Consider the following 21,208-nt stretch of genomic DNA (forward strand, 5'->3'; position numbering starts at 1 on the left):
GGTGGCCCAGCAGCACCACCGTGGCGCCGTGCGCGATCGCCATACGGCGCAGCGCCTGGTATCGGGCGCGGCGCGCCACGGCCTCCACACTCTCGCCCGGCGCAGGACGCAGCCCCAGCGATTCCCAGGCCAGACTCACCGGCCAGCCGCGGCGCCGCCAGGTCTCGCATTGCCGGCGGCAGTGTGCGAGCCACTCGTCGGCGCGCGGGTGCAACCCATGGTGGACATGCAAGGCCACCACCTGCCAACCCAAGGGCTTGGCCACCTGCAGCGTGGCAAACAGCAGGGCCGTGGAATCACGGCCCCCGCTGTAGGCGACCGCCACCACGCCGGGCGCGGCAGCCGCAGTCTTCATCAACGTGCTTTGGTGTCGGTGAAGCGGCCGTAGCTCTGCAGCCGCTCGTAGCGGCGGTTGAGCAGCTCCTTGGGCTTGAGGTCGCTGACCTGCCGCAGGGCGTCGTTGAGGGCGCGCTTGAGATAGGCCGCCATCTGCTTCGGGTCACGATGGGCCCCGCCCACCGGCTCATTGACGATCTTGTCCACCAGGCCCAGCGCCTTGAGGCGATGGGCCGTGATGCCCAGGGCCTCTGCCGCTTCGGCGGCGCGGTCGGCGGTCTTCCAGAGGATCGAGGCGCAACCCTCAGGGGAGATGACCGAGTACACCGAGTACTGCAGCATCAGCACCTGGTCACCCACCGCGATCGCCAGGGCGCCGCCCGAGCCCCCTTCGCCGATGATGGTGGCGATGATGGGCACTTCGAGCTGGGCCATCTCGAAGATGTTGCGACCGATCGCCTCGGACTGACCACGCTCTTCGGCTCCGATGCCCGGATACGCACCCGGGGTGTCGACGAAGGTGAAGACCGGCAGGCCGAACTTCTCGGCCAGCTTCATCAGGCGCAAAGCCTTGCGGTAGCCCTCGGGGCGCGACATCCCGAAGTTGCGCAGCGCACGCTCCTTCGTGTCGCGGCCTTTCTGGTGGCCAATGACCATGCAGGGCTGGCCGTTGAAGCGCGCCAGCCCGCCGACGATCGACTGGTCGTCGGCGAAATGCCGGTCGCCATGCAGTTCCTGGAACTCGGTGAAGATCTCCCCCACGTAGTCCAGCGTGTAGGGGCGCTGGGGGTGGCGGGCGATCTGCGTGACCTGCCAAGGGGTCAGGCTCGCGTAGATGTCCTTCGTGAGCTGCAGGCTCTTCTTGCTCAGGCGGTCGATCTCTTCGGAGATGTCCACCGCCGACTCGCTTTGCACATAGCGCAGCTCGTCGATCTTGGATTCGAGCTCGGCAATGGGCTGCTCGAACTCGAGGAAATGTCGTTTGCTCATCCCGGTGATCCCGACGTTGGACGCAGCACCCCGCTGTGGTTGTCGATGTGCGCGAGGCGAACGAAGCCTAGTACTCCACGGGCAGGGGGTCCAGGCTGCGCCAAATGTACCATGTCGCCACCGAGCGAAAAGGGGCCCAGGCGTCGCCGATTTCCCGGGCTTCGGCGCGCGAGACGGGTTCGCCGCTGAAGTAGTTCAGGCTGATGCCCTTGAGCAGGCCCACGTCGTCATAGGGCATGACGTTGGGCCGCATCAGGTGGAAGATCAGGAACATTTCGGCCGTCCAGCGGCCGATCCCGCGGATGGCCACCAGCTCGTCGATGATGGCCTCGTCGTCCATGCCCGCCCACTGGCGCACATGCACGGCCCCTTGGTCGAAATGGGTCGCCAGGTCGCGCAGGTACTCCACCTTGCGGGCCGACAGCCCCGCGGCGCGCAACTGATCGACGGGCAGCGCCAGGACGGCCGACGGGGAGATGCGCGTGGACGGGCCGGGAGTGAGCGCGGCAAAACGATCCCACACGGCCTGGGCGGCCTTGACGGAAATCTGCTGGCCCACGATCGAGCGTGCCAGCGTGGTGAAGGCGTCTCCGCGACTTTGCAGCCGCGCCTCGCCGAACTGCGGGATGAGCTTGCGCATCACCCGGTCGCGCCGGCTCAGGTACTTGCAGGCATCGTCCCAATAATCCGGGGTGACCACACGGCCCATGGTGTTCAGGCCTTCACCCAGGTGGTGCCTTGGGGGGTGTCCTGCAGCACGATGCCGCGGGCCGCCAGGGCGTCGCGGATGCGGTCGGCTTCGGCGAAGTTGCGGGCCTTCTTGGCAGCCGCACGCGCCTCGATCTGGGCCTGGATCTCGGCCTCGTCCAACTCGGCGCCACCTTGCAGATAGGCTCTCGGCGCTCCCTGCAGCAGCCCGAGCGTGCCGCCCAGGGCCTTGAGCAGGCCGGCCACCTGGGGCGAGCCCGTGCGGTTGGTCTCGCTGGCCAGGTCGAACAGAACGGCCACGGCTTCAGGCGTGTTGAAATCGTCGTTCATGGCCGCGCGGAAGCGCGCGGCGTGCGGCTCGCTCCAGTCGATGCCCGCGTCGGCCGGCGTCACCTTGTCCAGCGCGGTGTACAGGCGGCGCAGCGCGTGGCGGGCGTCCTCGAGGTTGGCGTCGCTGAAGTTGAAGGGGCTGCGGTAATGGGTGCGCAGCATGAAGAAGCGCACGGTCTCGCCGTCGAAGCGCTTGAGGACGTCGCGGATGGTGAAAAAGTTGCCCAAGGACTTGGACATCTTCTCGTTGTCGACGTTGAGGAAGCCGTTGTGCATCCACACGTTGACGAAGGTCCGGCCGGTGGCCCCTTCGCTCTGGGCGATCTCGTTTTCGTGGTGGGGGAACTGCAGATCCATGCCCCCGCCATGGATGTCGAAGTGCTCGCCCAGCAAGGCGCAGCTCATCGCCGAGCATTCGATGTGCCAGCCCGGACGCCCGCGGCCGAAGGGGGCGTCCCACTTCGCTTCCTCCGGCTCGCTGTCTTTGGCGGCCTTCCACAGCACGAAGTCCAGCGGGTCCTCCTTGCCATCGGCCACCGCCACGCGCTCGCCGGCGCGCAACTGATCGAGCGACTTGCCCGAGAGCTTGCCGTAGCCGGGAAAGCGCCGCACCGCGTAGTTCACATCGCCACCCGGGGCCCGGTAGGCCAGGCCCTTGGACTCCAGGCGGCCGATCAGGTCGATCATCTCGCGCACGTACTCGGTCGCACGGGGCTCGTGCGTGGGCGGCTCGATGCCCAGTCGGGCGATGTCCTCGTGCATCGCGGCGGTCATCTCGCGGGTCAGCTCGCCGATCGTGATGCCGCGCTCGACCGCCCGCTTGATGATCTTGTCGTCGATGTCGGTGATGTTGCGCACATAGGTGACGCGGTAGCCCAACACCTTCAGCCAGCGCTGCACCACGTCGAAGGCCATCATCATGCGGGCGTGGCCCACGTGGCAGTAGTCGTAGATGGTCATGCCGCACACATACATGCGCACATGACCCGGTTCGATCGGGGAAAAGGGCTCCTGCCGGCGCGTGAGCGTGTTGTAGATGGAAAGCGTCATGGGTGCCGTGAACTCGGGTCGCGGCGCGCTCAAACAAGGGAAGCCGGCGCAGGCCGCGATAGAATCGAACGAGTATATCCCTGCCACCGTCCAGGCCACCTGCCGCATGCCCCTGCCTGCCTCCGCTGCCCGTCCCCGCCGCTGGCGGTTTGCCGCCGTGGCCGCGCTGGGCCTGTGGGCCGCGGCAAGCTGGAGCCAGCCGGCTGAGCCCGATACGATCCGACGCCTGTTGCGTGAAGGGCGCACGGCCGACGCCCTGGTCAGCGTTGAACAGGCGCTGCAGGCCCGGCCCCAGGACGTGCAGTTGCGCTTCCTGCGGGCGGTGGTGCTGACCGAGCAGAACAAGCTCGATGAGGCCGCGGCCCAGTACCTGCGTCTCATCGAGGACCGCCCCGACCTGCCCGAAGCCTACAACAACCTCGCGGTGATCTATTCGCGGCAGGAACACTACGAGAAGGCCCGCCAGGCTCTGGAGATGGCCGTGCGCCTGCAGCCGCGCTATCCCCAGGCCCATGAGAACCTCGGCGACATTTACGCCAAACTGGCCGGCCAAGCCTATGCCCGGGCCCTCGAACAGCAACCCGGACACCCGGGCCTGCCCGTCAAACTGGCCCTGGTGCGTGAGCTCTTCACCCCGGTCCGGGTGCCCCCCCGTTGAACGCGGGGTTGCCCGGGCCACCCCACGGCCCGCCCCGAGCGGGACGACAATCGAGCCACGATCCACACGGAGGTTTCCAAGATGATGCAACGCTGCTTCGCCTGGGGGGTGACCCTGGTCCTGGCCGGGGTCCTGGCCCTTCCGGCCTGGGCGCAGACCGTGCGCCTGTCCACCACCCAAGGCGACATCGTGATCCAGCTCGACGCCGCCAAGGCCCCCAGGACCGTCGAGAACTTCCTGGAGTACGTGCGGGCGCGTCACTACGACGGCACCATCTTCCACCGCGTCATCGACGGCTTCATGATCCAGGGCGGCGGCTTCACGCCCGACATGGCTCAGAAGCCCACCCGCGCGCCGATCCCGCTGGAGGCCCGCAACGGCCTGAGCAACCAGCGCGGCACCATCGCAATGGCCCGCACGATGGACCCGAACTCCGCCACGGCGCAGTTCTTCATCAACGTCAGGGACAATCCTTTCCTCGACGCCCCCAACGCGCCGGACCGCCAAGGCTATGCGGTCTTCGGCCGCGTGGTCGCCGGCATGGACGTGGTCGACAAGATCAAGGCCGTGCGCACCACCAGCAAGGGGCCGCACCAAAACGTCCCGGTCGAACCGGTGATCATCCGCCAAGCCACTGTGGAGAAATGAATCATGGCCGTTGAACTGCACACCAACCTCGGGGTCATCCGCATCGAACTCGATGCCGAGAAGGCCCCCCTGTCCACCGAGAACTTCCTGAACTACGTACGCAAGGGCCATTACGACGGCACCGTGTTCCATCGTGTCATCGACGGCTTCATGATCCAAGGCGGCGGCTTTGCGCCCGGGATGAAGCAGAAGGCCACGGATGCGCCCATTCGCAACGAGGCGAACAACGGTTTGAAGAACGACATCTACACCCTGGCCATGGCGCGCACCTCCGACCCGCACTCGGCCACCGCGCAGTTCTTCATCAACGTGGCCAACAACGACTTCCTCAACTTCAAGTCCGAAACCCCGCAAGGCTGGGGCTATGCGGTGTTCGGCAAGGTCGTGGCCGGCACCGAGGTGGTCGACCGGATCAAGGGGGTCCGCACCGGGCGGCGCGGCTTCCATGATGACGTGCCCGTCGACGATGTGGTGATCGAGAAGGCCGTCGAGGTCTGAAGCGCTTGAGCGCGGCCCGCCCGTCTCCTCCTCCTGCCCCGCAGCCGGTACCCGAGCTGCACGCCCCGTCGCGCTGGACGGCGATCGACATCCTGTCGGACCTGCACCTGCAGGCCGGCCTGCCGGGCACGACGGCGGCCTGGGCCCGCCATCTGACCACCACGGCCGCCCAGGCGGTGATCCTGCTGGGGGATATTTTCGAGGTCTGGGTGGGCGACGATGCAGCCGAGCCAGGCAGCTTCGAGGCACACTGTGCAGCCATCCTGCGCGAGGCTTCACGCACGAGGACGCTCTACTTCATGGCCGGCAACCGCGACTTCCTGGTGGGCCCGGACTTTCTTGCGCGCTGCGGCGTGCAGGCCCTGCCCGATCCGACCGTGCTCGTCGCCTTTGGCCGGCGCTGGCTGCTCAGCCACGGCGATGCCCTGTGCCTGGACGATGTCGAGTACCAGGCCTTCCGCCGCCAAGTGCGTGAGCCGTCCTGGCAGCAAGCCTTCCTGGCCCAGCCGCTGGCGCAACGGCGTGAACTGGCGGCCCGCATGCGCTGCGCCAGTGAACAGCGCAAGCGCGAGCACGGTCTGGAGGGCTACGGCGACCTGGACGCGGCAGCCGTCCTGGACTGGCTGCGCGCCTGTGAGGCCGAGGCACTCATCCACGGGCACACGCACCGCCCCGCCGACCACAGCCTGCCCGAAGGACGGCAACGGCATGTGCTGTCCGACTGGGACTTCGACACCCACGGACACCCCCCCCGTGGCGAGGTGCTGCGCCTGCAGGCCCAGGGCCTGCAGCGCTTGGCCGTGCCCGCCGCCCCGTGACGGCCATGGGCGGATGGTGGCAACGCTGGCGGTCATGGCAGGAGGCGCGCGTGCTGGCGCGCCGCGCGATTCCCGATGCGCTGTGGGCCCGGACGCTCGAGCGCTTCCCCTTCCTGGCCGCGCGTTCGGCTGAGGACCTCACGGCCCTGCGCCGGATGGCCACACTGTTCCTCGATCGCAAGGAATTCTCCGGGGCCAACGGCCTTGTCGTCACCGACGATATGGCCGTGGCGATCGCCGCCCAGGCCTGCCTGCCGGTGCTGCACCTGGGTTTGCAGGCCTATGACGATTTCGTCGGCATCGTGGTCCACCCGGCCGAGGTCCTGGCCCGCCGGGTGGTCACCGATGAAGACGGCGTCGTCCACCACTACGACGAGGTGCTGGCCGGCGAGGCGATGGAAGGAGGGCCGGTGATGCTGTCCTGGGCCGATGTGTCCGAGGCCGGCGAGCTGGCCCAGTGGGGCTACAACGTCGTGATCCACGAGTTCGTCCACAAACTCGACATGGCCGATGGTCAGGCCGATGGCATGCCCCCCCTGCCCGACCGGGCCTCCCGTCAGCAGTGGCGATCGGTGATCGAGCCGGCCTTCGAGGCCTTCTGCCGGGAGGTCGACCTCGGGCTCGACACCTTTCTCGACCCCTACGGCGGCGAGGCCCTCGAGGAGTTCTTTCCCGTGGCGGCCGAGGCCTTCTTCGTGGCGCCCCAGGCCTTCAAGCTGCACCACCCCGAGCTCTACACCTTGTTCGGCGGCTACTTCCGGCAGGACCCGGCTGCGGGTCCCATGGGCTGAAAACACGAACGGGCCCCGCCGGGGGCCCGTCTCGGACGGCAGCGGCGCTCAGGCCGTGGCCGGCTCGGCCCTGGGCTTGTCGCTCTTGCGGTGGGGCTGGATGTCCAGCACCACCTCGCCCTGGGCGTCGAGGTCGACGACGAGCCGCCCTCCATCGACCAGACGACCGAAGAGCAACTCGTCGGCCAGGGCTCGCCGGATGGTGTCCTGGATCAGGCGCTGCATCGGCCGCGCGCCCATCAGCGGGTCGAAGCCCTTCTTCGCCAGGTGCTTGCGCAACGCATCGGTGAAGGTGACCTCCACCTTCTTCTCGGCAAGCTGGCTTTCCAGTTGCAGCAGGAACTTGTCGACCACCCGCAGGATGATCTCCTCGTTCAGCGGCCTGAAGCTGACGATGGCATCCAGGCGGTTGCGAAACTCGGGCGTGAACAGCCGCTTGATGTCGGCCATCTCGTCGCCCGCCTCGCGGGCCGTGGTGAAGCCGATCGTTGCCTTGTTCATCGTCTCGGCCCCCGCGTTGGTCGTCATGATGATGATGACGTTGCGGAAGTCGGCCTTGCGTCCGTTGTTGTCGGTCAGCGTGCCATGGTCCATGACTTGCAACAGCACGTTGAAGACATCCGGGTGGGCTTTCTCGATCTCGTCGAGCAGCAGCACCGCATGCGGCTTCTTCGTGACCGCCTCGGTCAGCAATCCGCCCTGGTCGAAACCGACATAACCCGGCGGCGCACCGATCAGGCGGCTCACCGCATGCCGCTCCATGTACTCGGACATGTCGAAGCGGATCAGCTCGATGCCCAGGATGTAGGCCAATTGCTTGGCCACCTCGGTCTTGCCCACGCCGGTAGGCCCTGAGAACAGGAACGAGCCGATGGGCTTGTCAGGCTTGCCGAGACCCGAGCGGGCCATCTTGATGGCTGCGGCCAGCGCGTCGATGGCCGCGTCCTGGCCGAAGACCACGCTCTTGAGGTCGCGGTCGAGGTTCTTCAGCCTGGAGCGATCGTCGTTGCTGACGCTGGCCGGCGGGATGCGGGCGATCTTGGCGACGATCTCCTCCACCTCGGCACGGGTGATGGTCTTTTTCTGCTTGCTCTTGGGCAGGATGCGCTGGGCCGCCCCGGCCTCGTCGATCACGTCGATGGCCTTGTCCGGCAGGTGCCTGTCGTTGATGTACTTGGCCGAGAGCTCCGCCGCCGCCTGCAGCGCCCCGAGCGCATACTTGACGCTGTGGTGCTCCTCGAAGCGCGACTTCAGGCCCTTGAGGATCTCCACGGTCTGCTCCACCGAGGGCTCGACCACATCGATCTTCTGGAAGCGCCGCGACAGGGCGGCATCCTTCTCGAAGATGCCGCGGTACTCGGTGAAGGTGGTGGCACCGATGCACTTGAGCGCCCCCGAGCTGAGGGCCGGCTTGAGCAGGTTGCTGGCATCGAGCGTACCGCCCGAAGCCGCGCCGGCGCCGATCAGGGTGTGGATTTCGTCGATGAAGAGCACCGCATTGGGCTGGTCTTTCAGCGCCTTGAGCACCCCCTTGAGGCGCTGCTCGAAGTCGCCACGGTATTTCGTGCCCGCCAGCAAGGCCCCCATGTCCAGTGCGTAGACGGTGGAGTCGGCCAGCACCTCGGGCACCTCACCTTCAGTGATGCGCCAGGCCAGCCCCTCGGCGATGGCCGTCTTGCCCACCCCGGCCTCGCCCACCAGCAACGGGTTGTTCTTGCGACGGCGGCACAGCACCTGGATGACCCGCTCCACCTCGTGCTCACGGCCGATCAGCGGGTCGATCTTGCCATCGCGAGCGAGCTGGTTGAGATTCTGGGTGAACTGCTCCAGCGGCGAGCCCTTGCCCTCGCCCTCGTCCTTTTCCGCCTCGCCATTGCCGGCCTGCCCCTCGCTGGGCTTGACCGGCTCGGGCGGCTCGGACTTCTTGATGCCGTGCGCGATGTAGTTCACCACGTCCAGGCGCGTGACACCTTGCTGGTGCAGGTAGTAGACGGCGTGCGAATCCTTCTCGCCAAAGATCGCCACCAGCACGTTGGCGCCGGTGACTTCCTTCTTGCCACTACCGGTGGACTGCACGTGCATGATCGCGCGCTGGATCACACGCTGAAAGCCCAGCGTGGGCTGGGTGTCCACCTCGTCGGTGCCGCCTACCGTCGGCGTGTTTTCCTTGATGAAGTGCGTCAGGCTCTTGCGCAGATCCTCGATGTTGGCGGAGCAGGCACGCAGCACCTCGGCCGCCGAGGGGTTGTCGAGCAGGGCCAGCAGCAGATGCTCCACCGTGATGAACTCGTGGCGCTGCTGGCGCGCCTCGACGAACGCCATGTGCAGGCTGACTTCAAGTTCCTGGGCAATCATGTGGCCTCCATAATGCACTGCAAAGGATGCCCCGCGCGGCGCGCGGCGGCAAGCACCATTTCCACTTTCGTCGCGGCCACATCCTTGGTGTAGACCCCGCACACGCCCCGACCCTCGTGGTGGATCTTCAACATAATGTGCGTGGCCGTTTCCAGGTCGCGGTGAAAGAATTCCTGCAACACCATCACGACAAACTCCATCGGCGTGAAGTCGTCGTTGAGCATGACCACCTGGTACATGCGCGGCGGCTCGACCCGGGAGGCCTGACGCTCCGCTACGACCGAGCCCTGGCCGTCGTCCGGCCGCGGCGGACCGGACGGCGGGGAGGGAGGCGGATTCATCGCGTTTCGGGGCATGGATTCATTCTATCGAGTCACGACCACCCTGTTGTCCCTGCGCCAATCTCGCCCCCCCCCTTCAGCGGCATCTGCTCACATTTCGAGACAAACCCGTCCGGTCCCAAACCTTGACAAGCCCGGAACGCCAAGCTGAGAATTCCCTGACAAAAGTAGCAAACCGAGGGGGAGTCCCATGGGAATGGGCACCGTCAAATGGTTCAATGACGCCAAGGGTTTCGGATTCATCGAGCCCGACGGCGGGGGGGACGACGTGTTCGCCCATTTCACCGCCATCCAGATGGAGGGTTTCCGCACCCTCAAGCAAGGCGCCCGGGTGGCTTTCGACCTGGTCCGGGGGCCCAAGGGCATGCTGGCGCAGAACATCCAGCCGCTGGACCCGCCACCGGGCCGTGGGCTGGCGCGCGAGGTTGGCGGTGACCTGCCGGCGATGGAGTCGCAGGCCCGTCCGCCCCGTCAGCGTAGCGCGTCGCACGCCACCGACTGAGCAGCCCCGACGGCCGCGCGCGGGCGCCTCGCCGTCTCGCAGGGCTTGGGTCATCTTCCCGCCGGCGGCTGACAGGGTTGGCAGGCCGGCCAGCCGGATTTCATTTTGACACCCGGGTTCCGGCGGGTCCGAGGCCCCAGGGTGCCGGCCGGGCCTCGCCCTGGCCCCATCGGGCGCCCCCTCAGTCTCAGCCCACCTCATCCCGGCCTGCATCAGCGACAAGGCCTCCGACCCTTGTGACGGGCGGAGGCCTTGGACGGCCCGCCAGGGGCCAACGCGCGGTCTGGGCCGCGGGGGCTTCTTACATGTGGTCGATCATGACCTGACCGAAGCCCGAGCAGCTCACCTGGGTGGCGCCGTCGAGCAAGCGGGCGAAGTCGTAGGTGACCTTCTTGCTCAGGATGGCTTTTTCCATCGAGCTGATGATGAGGTCGGCCGCCTCGGTCCAGCCCATGTGGCGCAGCATCATCTCGGCCGAGAGGATCTCGGACCCAGGGTTGACGTAGTCCTTGCCGGCATACTTGGGCGCGGTGCCATGGGTAGCCTCGAACATGGCCACCGAGTCGGACAGGTTGGCGCCCGGGGCAATGCCGATACCGCCCACCTGCGCGGCCAGCGCATCGGAGATGTAGTCGCCGTTGAGGTTCAGCGTGGCGATCACCGAGTACTCGGCCGGACGCAGCAGGATCTGCTGCAAGAAGGCGTCGGCGATGGCGTCCTTGATGACGATGTCCTTGCCCGTCTTCGGGTTCTTGAACTTGCACCACGGGCCGCCATCGATCGGTTCGGCGCCGAACTCCTTCTGGGCCAGGGCGTAGCCCCAGTCGCGGAAGCTGCCCTCAGTGAACTTCATGATGTTGCCCTTGTGAACCAGGGTCACCGAGGGCTTGTCGTTGTCGATGGCGTACTGGATCGCCTTGCGGACCAGGCGCTCGGTGCCTTCGCGCGACACAGGCTTGATGCCGATGCCCGAGGTCTCGGGGAAGCGGATCTTCTTGACGCCCATCTCCTTTTGCAAGAAGGCGATCACTTTCTTGGCCTGCTCGGACTCGGCCGCCCATTCGATGCCGGCATAGATGTCCTCGGAGTTCTCGCGGAAGATCACCATGTCGGTTTTTTCGGGCTCCTTCAACGGCGAGGGCACCCCCTTGAAGTAGCGCACCGGGCGCAGGCAGACGTACAGGTCGAGCTCCTGGCGCAGCGCCACGTTGAGCGAACGGATGCCGCCGCCCACCGGGGTGGTCAGCGGGCCCTTGATCGAAACGACATAGTCCTTCAGGACCTGCAGGGTCTCCTCGGGCAGCCAGACGTCAGGCCCGTAGACCTTGGTGGACTTTTCGCCGGCGTAGATTTCCATCCAGTGGATCTTGCGCTTGCCGCCGTAGGCCTTGGCCACCGCCGCATCCACCACCTTGATCATCACGGGCGTGATATCGAAGCCGGTGCCATCGCCCTCGATGTAGGGAATGATGGGGTTGTCGGGCACGTTGAGCGAGAAGTCTTTGTTGACGGTGATCTTCTGCCCGCCCTCGGGCACCTTGATGTGCTGGTACATGTCGCAAGCTCCGCGCAAAACCGAATGGAAAACTCGGGGTGAGGGTGTGTTTTAGACGTTCGATTCTAAGCCAGCGCGTGCCTGGCCGACGGGGTGCGCCACCGGGCCGGCGCGGTGTCCAGGCGCCATTCGCACAGACTCATCGGCACACCGGTGCGCCAAAGCTCATCCACAGGCCATGCCCCAGCGCCCAGGCCGAGGTGGCGGCCAGGATCGCGCCGGCGGCACGCACCGCCCAGGTTCCCCGGACCGCCAAGGCTTGTCCGCGCAGGCGCTGCCAGGCCAGCGCCACGGCCTGCAGGCCCAACGCGGAACCCAGCGCGAAGGCCAGCATCACCGCGGCCCCTTCGGCCACGGAGGACCCAAGGGCCGCCACCATCAGGGCCGAGTACAGCAAGCCGCAGGGCAGCAGCACCCACAGCAGGCCGGCAGCCAGCGGAACGGCTGCGCCGTGCGCGAGCCACCCTCCCAGGCTGGCGTGGCGCAGGCGCTGCCAGACGCGATGGGCCAGACCGTCGAGCCAATACGGCTGACGGCCCCGCCACAGCAGGGCCAGCCCCAGCGTGATCACCGCCACATGGAACATGGCCCAGAAGGGCTTGAGCACGCTGACCTGCGCAGCCCCCCACTGCAAGGCCTGCACCGCGCCGGCCGCCAGCGCGCCAGCCGCGCCATAGCCCAGCAGGCGCCCGGCCTGGAACGCCCACAGACGCGCTCCGGTGCGACCGATGGCCAGCGTGGCGGCACCGCACATCGCCGTGCAGTGCACGCTGCCGGCCAGGCCCATCAGCCAGGCGCTGAACAGCAAGGCGGAGTTCATCCTCAAATGATGCGTGAAAAGCGCTCGCGGCTGCGTTCGGCCTGCAGGTATTTGTCAAAGACCATCGCAATGCCGCGCACGACGTACCACCCGGCCGGTGACACGTGGAGGCCGTCGGCTTCGATGCGCAGCAGCCCCTGTTCGGCCATCGGCTCGAGCTGGGCCAGCTCGGCGGCGAAATAGCGGCGGAAGTCGATCAGGTAGGACAGCTCGATCGACTCGAAGGCGACGTGGCCCTGGCACATCAGCGCCATGATGACCGCCCGGCGTACGAGGTCGTCGCGGGTGAGTGCCAGGCCGCGCGCCACCGGAAACTGGCCCTGGCGCAGGGCATCGTAGTACTCGGGCAGGGTTTTCGCATTCTGGCTGTAGTGGCTGCCCAGCCGGCCGATCGCCGACACGCCCAGGGCGATCAGGTCGGAATCGGGCTGGGTGCTGTAGCCCTGGAAATTGCGGTGCAGCCGGCCCTGGCGTTTGGCCACGGCGAGTGCATCGGTGTGCAGGGCGAAGTGATCCATGCCGATGTAGTCGTAGCCGGCCCGGGCAAAGCTCGCGATGGCCGCAGACAGCATGGCCAGCTTGTCCGCCGCACCGGGCAGCTCCGCGGCCTGGATGCGCCGCTGCGGCTTGAAGCGCGCCGGCAGGTGGGCATAGCCGTACAGTGCGATGCGGTCGGGGCGCAATTGGCCGATGAGCTCCAGCGTGCGGGCAAAGGAGGCCGCGGTCTGACGAGGCAGCCCGTAGATCAGGTCGGCGTTGACCGATTCGATGCCGAGCTCGCGCGCGCGCTCGATCAGCCCGGCGACGCTGTCGAAGGCCTGCACGCGATGCACCGCCTTCTGTACCTCGGGATCGAAATCCTGGACGCCCAGGCTGATGCGGTTGAAGCCGAGGGACACCAGGCGGGACAGCCGCTCAGGCGAGACGGTGCGGGGATCGACCTCGATGCTGTACTCTCCGCCGGGCACCAGCCGGAAGGCCGAGCGCAGGCTCTGCATCAGCCTTGCCAGCTCCTCGTCGCTGAGAAAGGTGGGCGTGCCCCCACCGAGGTGAAGCTGGCTGACCGGCTGCTCACGACCCAGGGCGTCGACATACAGCCCGATCTCGCGCTCCAGGGCATCGAGGTATTCGGCCGCCCGCTCGTGATGGCGGGTGATGATCTTGTTGCAGGCGCAGTAGTAGCACACCGACTCGCAAAACGGAATGTGCACGTACAAAGACAACGCCGCCCGCCGCCCGCCCAGGGTGCCCACCCCACCCGCCCGTTGGGCCAGGGCCTGCTCGAGCTGGGCCGGCCCGAAGGCTTCGACGAAGCGGTCGGCCGTGGGATAGGAGGTGTAGCGGGGCCCGGGAACGTCGAAACGTTGCAAGACGTCGGGGGAGATCGGCAGGGCGGGGTCGGGCGTCATGGCGGCACTGTGCCAGAGCCATCGGCGCGGGACTTGATCTTGCTCAAGTCCCTGCCGGGGGGGCTCCTGAACAATCGGTTGCATTGCCTGAGGAGCATCAATCATGTCGCTCGACACGACCCCCGACACCGGCCTGGCGCCCTTCTGGGCCCCCTCGGCCTGCGCCACCGCCCGGACTTCGCGACCTGCCGGCGGGAACATCCGGTCCCGAAGCGTGTCTGGGGACGCCCAGGGGTCCATAATGAACGTCAAGGAGAGGCCGACGCGCATGATCAAACTCGAAACCCTCAAGGTCGCCTGCTCGAGCTGCAATTTGCGCGAGCTGTGTCTGCCGGTGGGCCTGTCACGCCCCAACCTCGAGAAGCTGGATCACATGGTGGCCTCGCGGCGCAGCGTCAAGCGCGGCGAGGCTCTGTTCCATGCCGGCGACCCGTTCCAGTCGCTGTATGCCGTGCGCACGGGCTTCTTCAAGACACGGGTGTCCTCGGAGGACGGGCGCGACCAGGTCACGGGCTTCCAAATGGCCGGGGAGCTGCTGGGGCTGGATGCCATCAGCCAGGACCGGCACACCTGCGACGCGGTGGCGCTGGAGGATTCGCAGGTCTGCGTGATCCCCTACCAGCAGCTCGAACATCTCTCACGTGAGTTCACGGAGTTGCAGAGTTCGTTCCACAAGATCATGAGCCGTGAGATCGTGCGCGACCATGGCGTGATGCTGCTGCTGGGCAGCATGCGCGCTGAGGAGCGGCTGGCGGCCTTCCTGCTCAACCTCACACAGCGCCTGCAGGCGCGAGGCTTTTCACCCTCCTCGCTGATCCTGCGCATGACCCGCGAGGAGATCGGCAGTTACCTGGGCCTGAAGCTGGAGACGGTCAGCCGCACCTTCTCGAAGTTTCAGGAAGACGGCCTGCTGGAGGTCAAGCAGCGCCAGATCCGCATCCTGGACGAGGACGGTTTGCGCCGCCTCATCAACCACAGCACCTGCTGAGCCGCGCGCGCCGGGTTCAGGCGCCCTCGCGCCCTCGCTCCGGCGGGCGGGCCAGCATCTGCATCATCGCGCCGGCCACAATGAAGGCTGCCCAGAAGAAAAAGAAGGCCAGCGAATAGACCGCCGAGGCCGAGAGGTCGACCGGGGCGCCGCCGAACCAGTGCAGGTCCTGCGGATCGACCATCGCGAACACCACCATCTCGACGACGCCGGCCATCAGGAAGGCTGGCCAGAGGATGCTCATCCAGGACAGTTTCATCGCCCGCTCGCCTTGCCGGGGGAAAGAGTGCGCCACCGGCCGTCTCATTCGCCTCGGCCCGGCAGGGCCGAGACGGGCGTGGCGGTGTGGTTGCGTGCCTGGTGCGCGGGCATCAGCCTGAGGTCGCCCTGCCCGCCAGTGCCAGCGCCGGAAGCCGCGGTCGCGGCGGGCCCGCGCTGCAGCACCGGGTCGGGGTGCCCGATGGCCAGGATGATCGTGACGACACAGGCGGCTACGACGGCCAGCGGCCCGCCAACCACCAGCCACATCGTCGGTTCACGCCACCACGGCGCAGCCGGCGGCCGGGGGTCGGGATGCTTGGCAAGTGGTCGGCGCATGGGATTCTCCTCGGGTGGGCCACTCAACGCGGCACCAGGAACGTGGATCGCTCATTCACGCTGCGCTCGGGCTCGTCGCCCTGGGCCAGGCGATCGATGCGGAACTCGATCGGACTGGAGCGGCCGCGCAGCGGCTCGGCATGGTGCGGCGGCAACTGGACGCGCACGGCCAGCCAGCGCGCGGCCGCACTGTCCACCTCGATTTGCGGTTCGGAGACCACGCGCAGGCCTTCCAGGCCGGACACGCTGACCCGGTATCGCTGAGGCTGCTCGAGCGCGTTCATGATCTGCAGACGATAGACGTTTTCGATGTAGCCGTCCTCGACGATGCGCGCCAGCGCCCCGCGATCGCGGATCACGTCCACCTTGAAGGGGCTGCGCAGCACCAGGCTGCCGACGAAGGCGGCGCTGATGAGTGCGAGGATGGCGGTGTAGACGAGCACCCGCGGGCGCAGCACCCGCCTGAACATCTGGGCCCGCGTCCAGCCTTGGGCCATGCCGTTCTGGGTGGAGTAGCGGATCAGCCCACGCGGGTAGTTCATCTTGTCCATCACGCCGTTGCATACATCGATGCAGGCAGCGCAGCCGATGCACTCGTACTGCAGGCCCTTGCGGATGTCGATGCCGGTGGGGCAGACTTGAACGCACAGGGTGCAGTCGATGCAGTGGCCCAGTCCGAGCTGCTTCGGATCGGCCTTGCGGGGGCGCGAGCCACGCGGTTCGCCTCGGGCCTCATCGTAGGTGATGATCATGGTGTCCCGGTCGAACATCGCACTCTGGAAGCGCGCGTAGGGACACATGTACTTGCACACCTGCTCGCGCAGGTAGCCGGCATTGCCGTAGGTGGCCAAGCCGTAGAAAAGGATCCAGAACCATTCCCAGGGCCCCAGGCCCAGGCTGAGGACCGACGCGCCGAGCTCCCGGATCGGCGTGAAGTAGCCGACGAAGGTGAAGCCGGTCCACAGGCCGATGGCGATCCACACGGCCTGCTTGGCGGTCTTGCGCCAGAGCTTTTCGAGGGTCCATGGGCCCTGGTCGAGCCGCATGCGCGCGGTGCGGTCGCCCTCGATCCTGCGCTCCACCCACATGTAGATCTCGGTGTACACCGTCTGCGGGCAGGCATAGCCGCACCACAGTCGCCCGCCCACCGCCGTGAAGAGGAACAGCGCGTAGGCGCTGATGATCAGCAGCGCCGCGAGGTAGATGAAGTCCTGAGGGTACAGGACCAGTCCGAAGATGTAGAAGCGCCGTGCAGCCAGGTCGAAGAGCACCGCCTGTCGTTCGTTCCATTCCAGCCAGGGCAGCCCATAAAAGACGAGCTGGGTGATCCACACCAGCGCCCAGCGCCACGCGGCAAACCAGCCGTGGACGGCGCGGGCGTAGATCTTCTCCTGCTTCTGGTACAGCGACACCATCTGGCTGGCGGCGTCGCCGTCCTCGGGCGCGGGCTGGATCGGGATGACCCGTGATTCGGTGCTGCTCAAGGAAGGGAACCGTCGATGCGAGGGGTCAGCGGGATGAGGCGGCGCCGGTGCGTGACAGGCCCCAGACGTAAGCGGCCAGCACGTGAATCTGCGGCTCGGTGAGTTTGCCGGCATGCGGCGGCATCACATTGGTCTTGCCGTTGGTGATGATGTTCATGATGGCCTGCTCTCCCCAGCCGTGCAGCCAGATGCGGTCGGTGAGGTTGGGGGCCCCCATGGTGGGGTTGCCCTTGCCGTCGGCGCCGTGGCAGGCAGCGCACACGCCAAACTTGGCGCGGCCGAGCTGGGCGGCGATGGGGTCGTGCGGGCTGCCCGACAGGCTCATCACGTAGTGGGCCACGTTGCGCACGTTCTCGCCGCCGCCCACGGCCTGCCCCATCGGGGGCATCACCCCCGTGCGGCCCTGGGCGATGGTGGTCTTGATGGCCTCATGCGAGCCTCCCCACAGCCAGTCCCCATCGGTGAGGTTGGGGAAGCCCCGACTGCCGCGGGCGTCAGACCCGTGGCACTGGGCGCACCAGTTCACGTACAGGCGCTCGCCGATGCCCATGGCCTGCGGATCGGCCACAAGTGCCTCGGCCTCCTTGCCTTCGAACTGGGCATACACGGGCTCGAGCTGGGCTGTTGCCTTGGCCATCTCGCTCTCGTACTGGCCGGCCTGCGACCAGCCCCAGGTGCCCGGGTAGCTGCCCAGGCCCGGATAGAAGACCAGATAGACCGCCGAGAACACGATGGTGATGACGAACAGACCCATCCACCAGCGCGGCAGAGGATTGTTCAGCTCCTTGAGGTCGCCGTCCCAGACATGGCCGGTCGTGTTGTCATGGGCCATGACCTTGCGCTTGGACGCCACCAGCAGCAGCACCAGGCAGGCGACGATGCTGACGATGGTGGTGACGGCGATGAAGATCGACCAGCCGTCGTTGAAGAAATCGCTCATGTTGACGTCCCGGCTTGGGCTATTCGGATTGGAAGGGCAGTCGGGCGGCCTCGTCGAAGCGCTCCCGGTTGCGGCGGGCATAGGCCCAGCCGCAGATGCCGATGAAGGTCAGTAGCGACACCACCGTCACGATGATGCGCAGGTCATTCACGTCGATGTCCATCGTCGGTCCCTCACTTCATGGCGGTGCCGAGCACCTGGAGGTAGGCGATCACGGCATCCATCTCGGTCTTGCCCTTGAGCTCGTCGCTCGACTTGGCAATTTCCTCATCGCTGTAGGGCACGCCCAGGCGGCGCAGGGCGCGCATCCGAGGCGCAGCGTCCTGGGGGTTCAGCACGGTCTTGTCCAGCCAGGGGTAAGCCGGCATGTTGGACTCGGGCACCAGGTCGCGCGGGTTGATCAGGTGGATGCGGTGCCATTCGTCGCTGTAGCGGCCGCCCACGCGGTGCAGGTCGGGGCCGGTGCGCTTGCTGCCCCACTGGAAGGGGTGGTCGTAGACGAACTCGCCGGCCGTGGAGTACGGACCGTAGCGCAGCGTCTCGGCGCGGAAAGGGCGCACCATCTGCGAGTGGCAGCCATAGCAGCCCTCGCGGACGTAGATGTCGCGGCCCACCAGTTGCAGCGGGGTGTAGGGCTTCAGGCCCTCAACCGCCTGGGTGGTGGAGCGTTGGAAGAACAGCGGCACGATCTCGACCAGGCCGCCGACCGACACCACCAGGATGATCAGCACGATCATCAGGAAGTTGTTGGTCTCGATTCTTTCGTGGGTGAAGAAGCCGGGCTTGTTGTGGGAGTCAGCCATGATGATTCCTTGTTCTCTTGGGTCCGGGCCTCAGGCCGCCGCAGGCTTCATCGCCGGAATGGCGACCTCGGACGGACGGCCGTTGCGCACGGTCATCACCACGTTCCAGGCCATCACGCCCATGCCGGCGAGGTAGAGGATGCCGCCCAGCAGCCGGATCACGTAGAAGGGATAGGTGGCCTTCACGCTTTCGACGAAGCTGTAGGTGAGCGTGCCGTCGGGGTTGACGGCGCGCCACATCAGGCCCTGCATGACGCCGGCGATCCACATCGCCGCGATGTAGAGCACGATGCCGATGGTGGCGATCCAGAAGTGCAGCTCGATGGCGCGCACGCTGTACATCTGCTTGCGGCCGAACAGGCGCGGCACGAGGTAATACAACGAGCCCATCGTGATCAGGCCCACCCAACCCAACGCGCCGGAGTGCACGTGACCCACCGTCCAGTCGGTGTAGTGGCTCAGTGCATTGACGGTCTTGATCGACATCATCGGGCCCTCGAAGGTGCTCATGCCGTAGAAAGACAGCGAGACGATCAGGAACTTCAGGATGGGGTCGTCACGCAGCTTGTGCCAGGCTCCCGAGAGGGTCATGATCCCGTTGATCATGCCGCCCCAGCTGGGCGCCAGCAGGATGAGCGAGAACAACATGCCCACGCTTTGCGCCCAGTCGGGCAGCGCGGTGTAGTGCAGATGGTGGGGGCCCGCCCACATGTAGGTGAAGATCAGGGCCCAGAAGTGCACGATGGAGAGGCGGTAGCTGTACACCGGGCGCTCGGCCTGCTTGGGGATGAAGTAGTACATCATCCCGAGGAAGCCGGCCGTCAGGAAGAAGCCCACGGCGTTGTGGCCGTACCACCACTGCACCATGGCGTCTTGCACGCCAGCGTAAGCCGAATAGCTCTTCATGAAACTCACCGGCATGGCCGCGCTGTTGACCAGGTGCAGCAAGGCCACGGCCAGGATGAAGCCGCCGAAGAACCAGTTGGCCACATAGATGTGGCGCACCTTGCGGATGCCGATGGTGCCGAAGAACACCACGGCGTAGGCCACCCACACCAGGGTGATGAGGATGTCGATCGGCCATTCCAGCTCGGCGTATTCCTTGCCGCTGGTGTAGCCCAGGGGCAGCGAGACCGCCGCGGCCACGATGACGGCCTGCCAGCCCCAGAAGGTGAAGGCCGCCAGCTTGTCGGAGATCAGCCGCACCTGGCAGGTGCGCTGCACGATGTAGTAGCTGGTGGCGAACAGTGCGCTGCCGCCGAAGGCAAAGATCACTGCATTGGTGTGCAGCGGACGCAGCCGGCCGTAGCTGAGCCAGGGGATCCCGAAGTTCAGTTCCGGCCAGGCCAGTTGGGCGGCAATCCACACGCCCACCAGCATCCCGACCACGCCCCACACGATGGCGGCAATGGAAAACTGCCGCACCACGGTGTCGTTGTAGTTCGCCGCCTGGGCCGCGGAGAACGTCGATGAAGAAGACATGAGGCCTCTCTCCTGGAAGTCAGTAGGGTCATTGTTCCGGACGGATCGTTGCCGCAGCTTGATCGGCATCAACCGCCTTCGTGGCAGGGGGCGCGTCATCCCAGAGGATGCGTTCGCCTTCGCGCTCCACGTTGTCGAACTGGCCGCTGTTCAGGGCCCAGGCAAACAGGCCCAGGATCAGCAGCACCAGCACGACCGACAGGGGCACGAGGAGGTAAAGGATGTCCATGGCGAGTCCTCAGGAGCCGGTGGCGGGGGTTGGCGCGATGGCCAGTGGCACCGGGGGCTCGGCCCTGCCGTCGGGACGGCTCAGGCGCCAGGCGTTGGCGACCACGAGGACCGAACTGGCGGCCATCCCCAGACCGGCCAGCCAGGGAGGCATCCAGCCGAGCGCCGCCATCGGGATGCCAACGGCGTTGTAGGCCGCCGCCCAGGCGAGGTTCTGGCGGATGATGCGCACGGTGCGCCGCGCCATCGACCAGGCGGCCACGACGTCGGCCAGGCGTCCGCTCATCAGCGTGAGGTCGGCCTGGGCTCTCGCCAGGGCCGCCCCCTGCCCCATCGCCAGGGAGACATCGGCCTGGGCCAGCACTGGGCCGTCGTTCACGCCATCGCCCACCATGGCCAGCTTGTGGCCTTGGGCCTGGGCCTGGCGCACCAGTGCGAGTTTGTCCTCCGGCCGGGCCCCACCATGCCAGCGGTCCATGCCCAGTGCGTGGGCCAAGGCCTGCGCCGCCTCGGGCCGGTCGCCCGAGAGCAGGACGGTTTCCAGGCCCTGCGCGCGCAGGGCGGCGATCGTGGCGTGGGCATCGGGCCGCAGGCGTTCGCTCAGCTCGAAGCGGGCCACGAGCGTCCCGTCAACGCTCAGCCAGGCTTCGGGCCCCGCGCCGGCGCGGCCGGGTGCAGTGGGCGAGGCCGGGTCTGCCGCGCGCGCATGGCTGAGCGAGCCCAGGCGCCAGGCCCGGCCCTGCGCATCATGCCCCTCCAGCCCGCAACCGGCCCGCTCGCGAACGTCGCGCAGGCTGGCAGCGCGGCCGTCGGGCCCGGCGGCCTCGACCAAGGCCCGCAACAACGGGTGCAGCGAGGCCTGGGCCAGGGCCGCCGC

Annotated in this window: 25 protein-coding genes; 7 read left to right on the top strand and 18 right to left on the bottom strand. The window is 67.0% G+C overall.

Going from position 1 to position 21,208, the window contains the following annotated elements; all coding sequences use genetic code 11:
• The 4 genes from ACK42S_RS06230 to cysS all read right to left on the bottom strand — a co-directional run.
• Nucleotides 1-355, bottom strand: a 355-nt coding sequence (locus tag ACK42S_RS06230; protein ID WP_409704589.1) for an ATP-binding protein, incomplete at its 3' end; no start/stop codon positions are given.
• Nucleotides 355-1,326 (bottom strand): acetyl-CoA carboxylase carboxyltransferase subunit alpha, encoded by a 972-nt coding sequence (locus tag ACK42S_RS06235; protein ID WP_409704591.1) that lies wholly within the window; start codon nt 1,324-1,326, stop codon nt 355-357. The genes ACK42S_RS06230 and ACK42S_RS06235, both read right to left, overlap by 1 nt.
• Nucleotides 1,327-1,393: 67 nt before the next feature.
• The gene (locus ACK42S_RS06240; protein ID WP_409704593.1) at nt 1,394-2,035 is read right to left on the bottom strand and encodes a DNA-3-methyladenine glycosylase family protein; all 642 of its coding nucleotides are present in this window, start codon (nt 2,033-2,035) and stop codon (nt 1,394-1,396) included.
• A 5-nt stretch (nt 2,036-2,040) separates the two neighbouring features.
• Nucleotides 2,041-3,414 (bottom strand): cysteine--tRNA ligase, encoded by a 1,374-nt coding sequence (gene cysS, locus ACK42S_RS06245; protein WP_409704595.1) that lies wholly within the window; start codon nt 3,412-3,414, stop codon nt 2,041-2,043.
• 106 nt (nt 3,415-3,520) lie between these two features.
• Between cysS and ACK42S_RS06250 the strand changes: the two genes are divergently transcribed.
• The 5 genes from ACK42S_RS06250 to ACK42S_RS06270 all read left to right on the top strand — a co-directional run bounded on the left by ACK42S_RS06250 (nt 3,521) and on the right by ACK42S_RS06270 (nt 6,827).
• A complete protein-coding gene (locus tag ACK42S_RS06250; RefSeq protein WP_409704597.1) occupies nt 3,521-4,072 on the top strand; it encodes a tetratricopeptide repeat protein in 552 nt (183 codons plus the stop codon).
• Between the two features lie 84 nt (nt 4,073-4,156).
• A complete protein-coding gene (locus ACK42S_RS06255; RefSeq protein WP_409704633.1) occupies nt 4,157-4,720 on the top strand; it encodes a peptidylprolyl isomerase in 564 nt (187 codons plus the stop codon).
• Between the two features lie 3 nt (nt 4,721-4,723).
• Nucleotides 4,724-5,218 carry a peptidylprolyl isomerase gene (locus tag ACK42S_RS06260; RefSeq protein WP_409704599.1) on the top strand — a complete coding sequence of 165 codons (495 nt, stop codon included), beginning with the start codon at nt 4,724-4,726 and terminating at the stop codon, nt 5,216-5,218.
• 5 nt (nt 5,219-5,223) lie between these two features.
• Nucleotides 5,224-6,036 (top strand): UDP-2,3-diacylglucosamine diphosphatase, encoded by an 813-nt coding sequence (locus ACK42S_RS06265; protein WP_409704601.1) that lies wholly within the window; start codon nt 5,224-5,226, stop codon nt 6,034-6,036.
• 5 nt (nt 6,037-6,041) lie between these two features.
• Nucleotides 6,042-6,827, top strand: a complete 786-nt coding sequence (locus ACK42S_RS06270; RefSeq protein ID WP_409704603.1) for a zinc-dependent peptidase — start codon at nt 6,042-6,044, stop codon at nt 6,825-6,827.
• Nucleotides 6,828-6,875: 48 nt separating this feature from the next.
• Here the strand turns inward: ACK42S_RS06270 and clpA are convergent, their stop codons facing one another.
• Complete coding sequence (clpA, locus tag ACK42S_RS06275; RefSeq protein ID WP_409704605.1) at nt 6,876-9,182, bottom strand: ATP-dependent Clp protease ATP-binding subunit ClpA; 2,307 nt, start codon at nt 9,180-9,182, stop codon at nt 6,876-6,878.
• On the bottom strand, nt 9,179-9,538 hold the full coding sequence (clpS, locus tag ACK42S_RS06280; RefSeq protein WP_409704607.1) for an ATP-dependent Clp protease adapter ClpS: 360 nt from the start codon (nt 9,536-9,538) through the stop codon (nt 9,179-9,181). The genes clpA and clpS overlap by 4 nt, the downstream gene beginning before the upstream one ends.
• A 175-nt stretch (nt 9,539-9,713) precedes the next feature.
• On the opposite strand from clpS, the gene ACK42S_RS06285 reads away from it, so the two are divergent.
• Entirely contained in the window at nt 9,714-10,025 is a 312-nt protein-coding gene (locus ACK42S_RS06285; RefSeq protein ID WP_409704609.1) for a cold-shock protein, read from the top strand.
• Nucleotides 10,026-10,326: 301 nt separating this feature from the next.
• Here ACK42S_RS06285 and icd read toward each other — a convergent pair whose 3' ends face one another.
• From icd to hemN, 3 genes are all read right to left on the bottom strand, one after another.
• Nucleotides 10,327-11,580 carry an NADP-dependent isocitrate dehydrogenase gene (gene icd / locus ACK42S_RS06290; protein WP_409704611.1) on the bottom strand — a complete coding sequence of 418 codons (1,254 nt, stop codon included), beginning with the start codon at nt 11,578-11,580 and terminating at the stop codon, nt 10,327-10,329.
• Between the two features lie 139 nt (nt 11,581-11,719).
• Complete coding sequence (locus ACK42S_RS06295; RefSeq protein ID WP_409704613.1) at nt 11,720-12,400, bottom strand: sulfite exporter TauE/SafE family protein; 681 nt, start codon at nt 12,398-12,400, stop codon at nt 11,720-11,722.
• 2 nt (nt 12,401-12,402) lie between these two features.
• On the bottom strand, nt 12,403-13,809 hold the full coding sequence (gene hemN / locus ACK42S_RS06300; RefSeq protein ID WP_409704615.1) for an oxygen-independent coproporphyrinogen III oxidase: 1,407 nt from the start codon (nt 13,807-13,809) through the stop codon (nt 12,403-12,405).
• A 241-nt stretch (nt 13,810-14,050) separates the two neighbouring features.
• Between hemN and fnr the strand changes: the two genes are divergently transcribed.
• A complete protein-coding gene (gene fnr / locus ACK42S_RS06305; protein ID WP_409704617.1) occupies nt 14,051-14,797 on the top strand; it encodes a fumarate/nitrate reduction transcriptional regulator Fnr in 747 nt (248 codons plus the stop codon).
• Nucleotides 14,798-14,813: 16 nt separating this feature from the next.
• On the opposite strand, the gene ACK42S_RS06310 is transcribed toward fnr, so the two are convergent.
• The 9 genes from ACK42S_RS06310 to ACK42S_RS06350 form a co-directional block, all read right to left on the bottom strand.
• Complete coding sequence (locus tag ACK42S_RS06310; protein ID WP_409704619.1) at nt 14,814-15,056, bottom strand: hypothetical protein; 243 nt, start codon at nt 15,054-15,056, stop codon at nt 14,814-14,816.
• Nucleotides 15,057-15,100: 44 nt separating this feature from the next.
• Nucleotides 15,101-15,394: a hypothetical protein gene (locus ACK42S_RS06315; protein ID WP_409704621.1), complete on the bottom strand. Its 294-nt coding sequence runs from the start codon at nt 15,392-15,394 to the stop codon at nt 15,101-15,103.
• 23 nt (nt 15,395-15,417) lie between these two features.
• Nucleotides 15,418-16,809, bottom strand: a complete 1,392-nt coding sequence (gene ccoG / locus ACK42S_RS06320) for a cytochrome c oxidase accessory protein CcoG (protein ID WP_409704635.1) — start codon at nt 16,807-16,809, stop codon at nt 15,418-15,420.
• A gap of 94 nt (nt 16,810-16,903) precedes the next feature.
• Complete coding sequence (gene ccoP, locus ACK42S_RS06325; protein ID WP_409704623.1) at nt 16,904-17,818, bottom strand: cytochrome-c oxidase, cbb3-type subunit III; 915 nt, start codon at nt 17,816-17,818, stop codon at nt 16,904-16,906.
• A gap of 19 nt (nt 17,819-17,837) precedes the next feature.
• Nucleotides 17,838-17,975: a cbb3-type cytochrome oxidase subunit 3 gene (locus tag ACK42S_RS06330; protein ID WP_409704637.1), complete on the bottom strand. Its 138-nt coding sequence runs from the start codon at nt 17,973-17,975 to the stop codon at nt 17,838-17,840.
• Nucleotides 17,976-17,991: 16 nt separating this feature from the next.
• The gene (gene ccoO / locus ACK42S_RS06335; protein ID WP_409704625.1) at nt 17,992-18,621 is read right to left on the bottom strand and encodes a cytochrome-c oxidase, cbb3-type subunit II; all 630 of its coding nucleotides are present in this window, start codon (nt 18,619-18,621) and stop codon (nt 17,992-17,994) included.
• A gap of 30 nt (nt 18,622-18,651) precedes the next feature.
• Nucleotides 18,652-20,103, bottom strand: coding sequence for a cytochrome-c oxidase, cbb3-type subunit I (ccoN, locus tag ACK42S_RS06340; protein WP_409704627.1), 1,452 nt, complete (start codon nt 20,101-20,103; stop codon nt 18,652-18,654).
• Between the two features lie 28 nt (nt 20,104-20,131).
• Nucleotides 20,132-20,332, bottom strand: a complete 201-nt coding sequence (ccoS, locus tag ACK42S_RS06345) for a cbb3-type cytochrome oxidase assembly protein CcoS (protein WP_409704629.1) — start codon at nt 20,330-20,332, stop codon at nt 20,132-20,134.
• 9 nt (nt 20,333-20,341) lie between these two features.
• Nucleotides 20,342-21,208, bottom strand: an 867-nt coding sequence (locus ACK42S_RS06350) for a heavy metal translocating P-type ATPase (RefSeq protein WP_409704631.1), incomplete at its 5' end; no start/stop codon positions are given.

Origin of the sequence: Caldimonas sp. (assembly GCF_046289365.1) — a bacterium.
Lineage (GTDB): Bacteria > Pseudomonadota > Gammaproteobacteria > Burkholderiales > Burkholderiaceae_C > Caldimonas.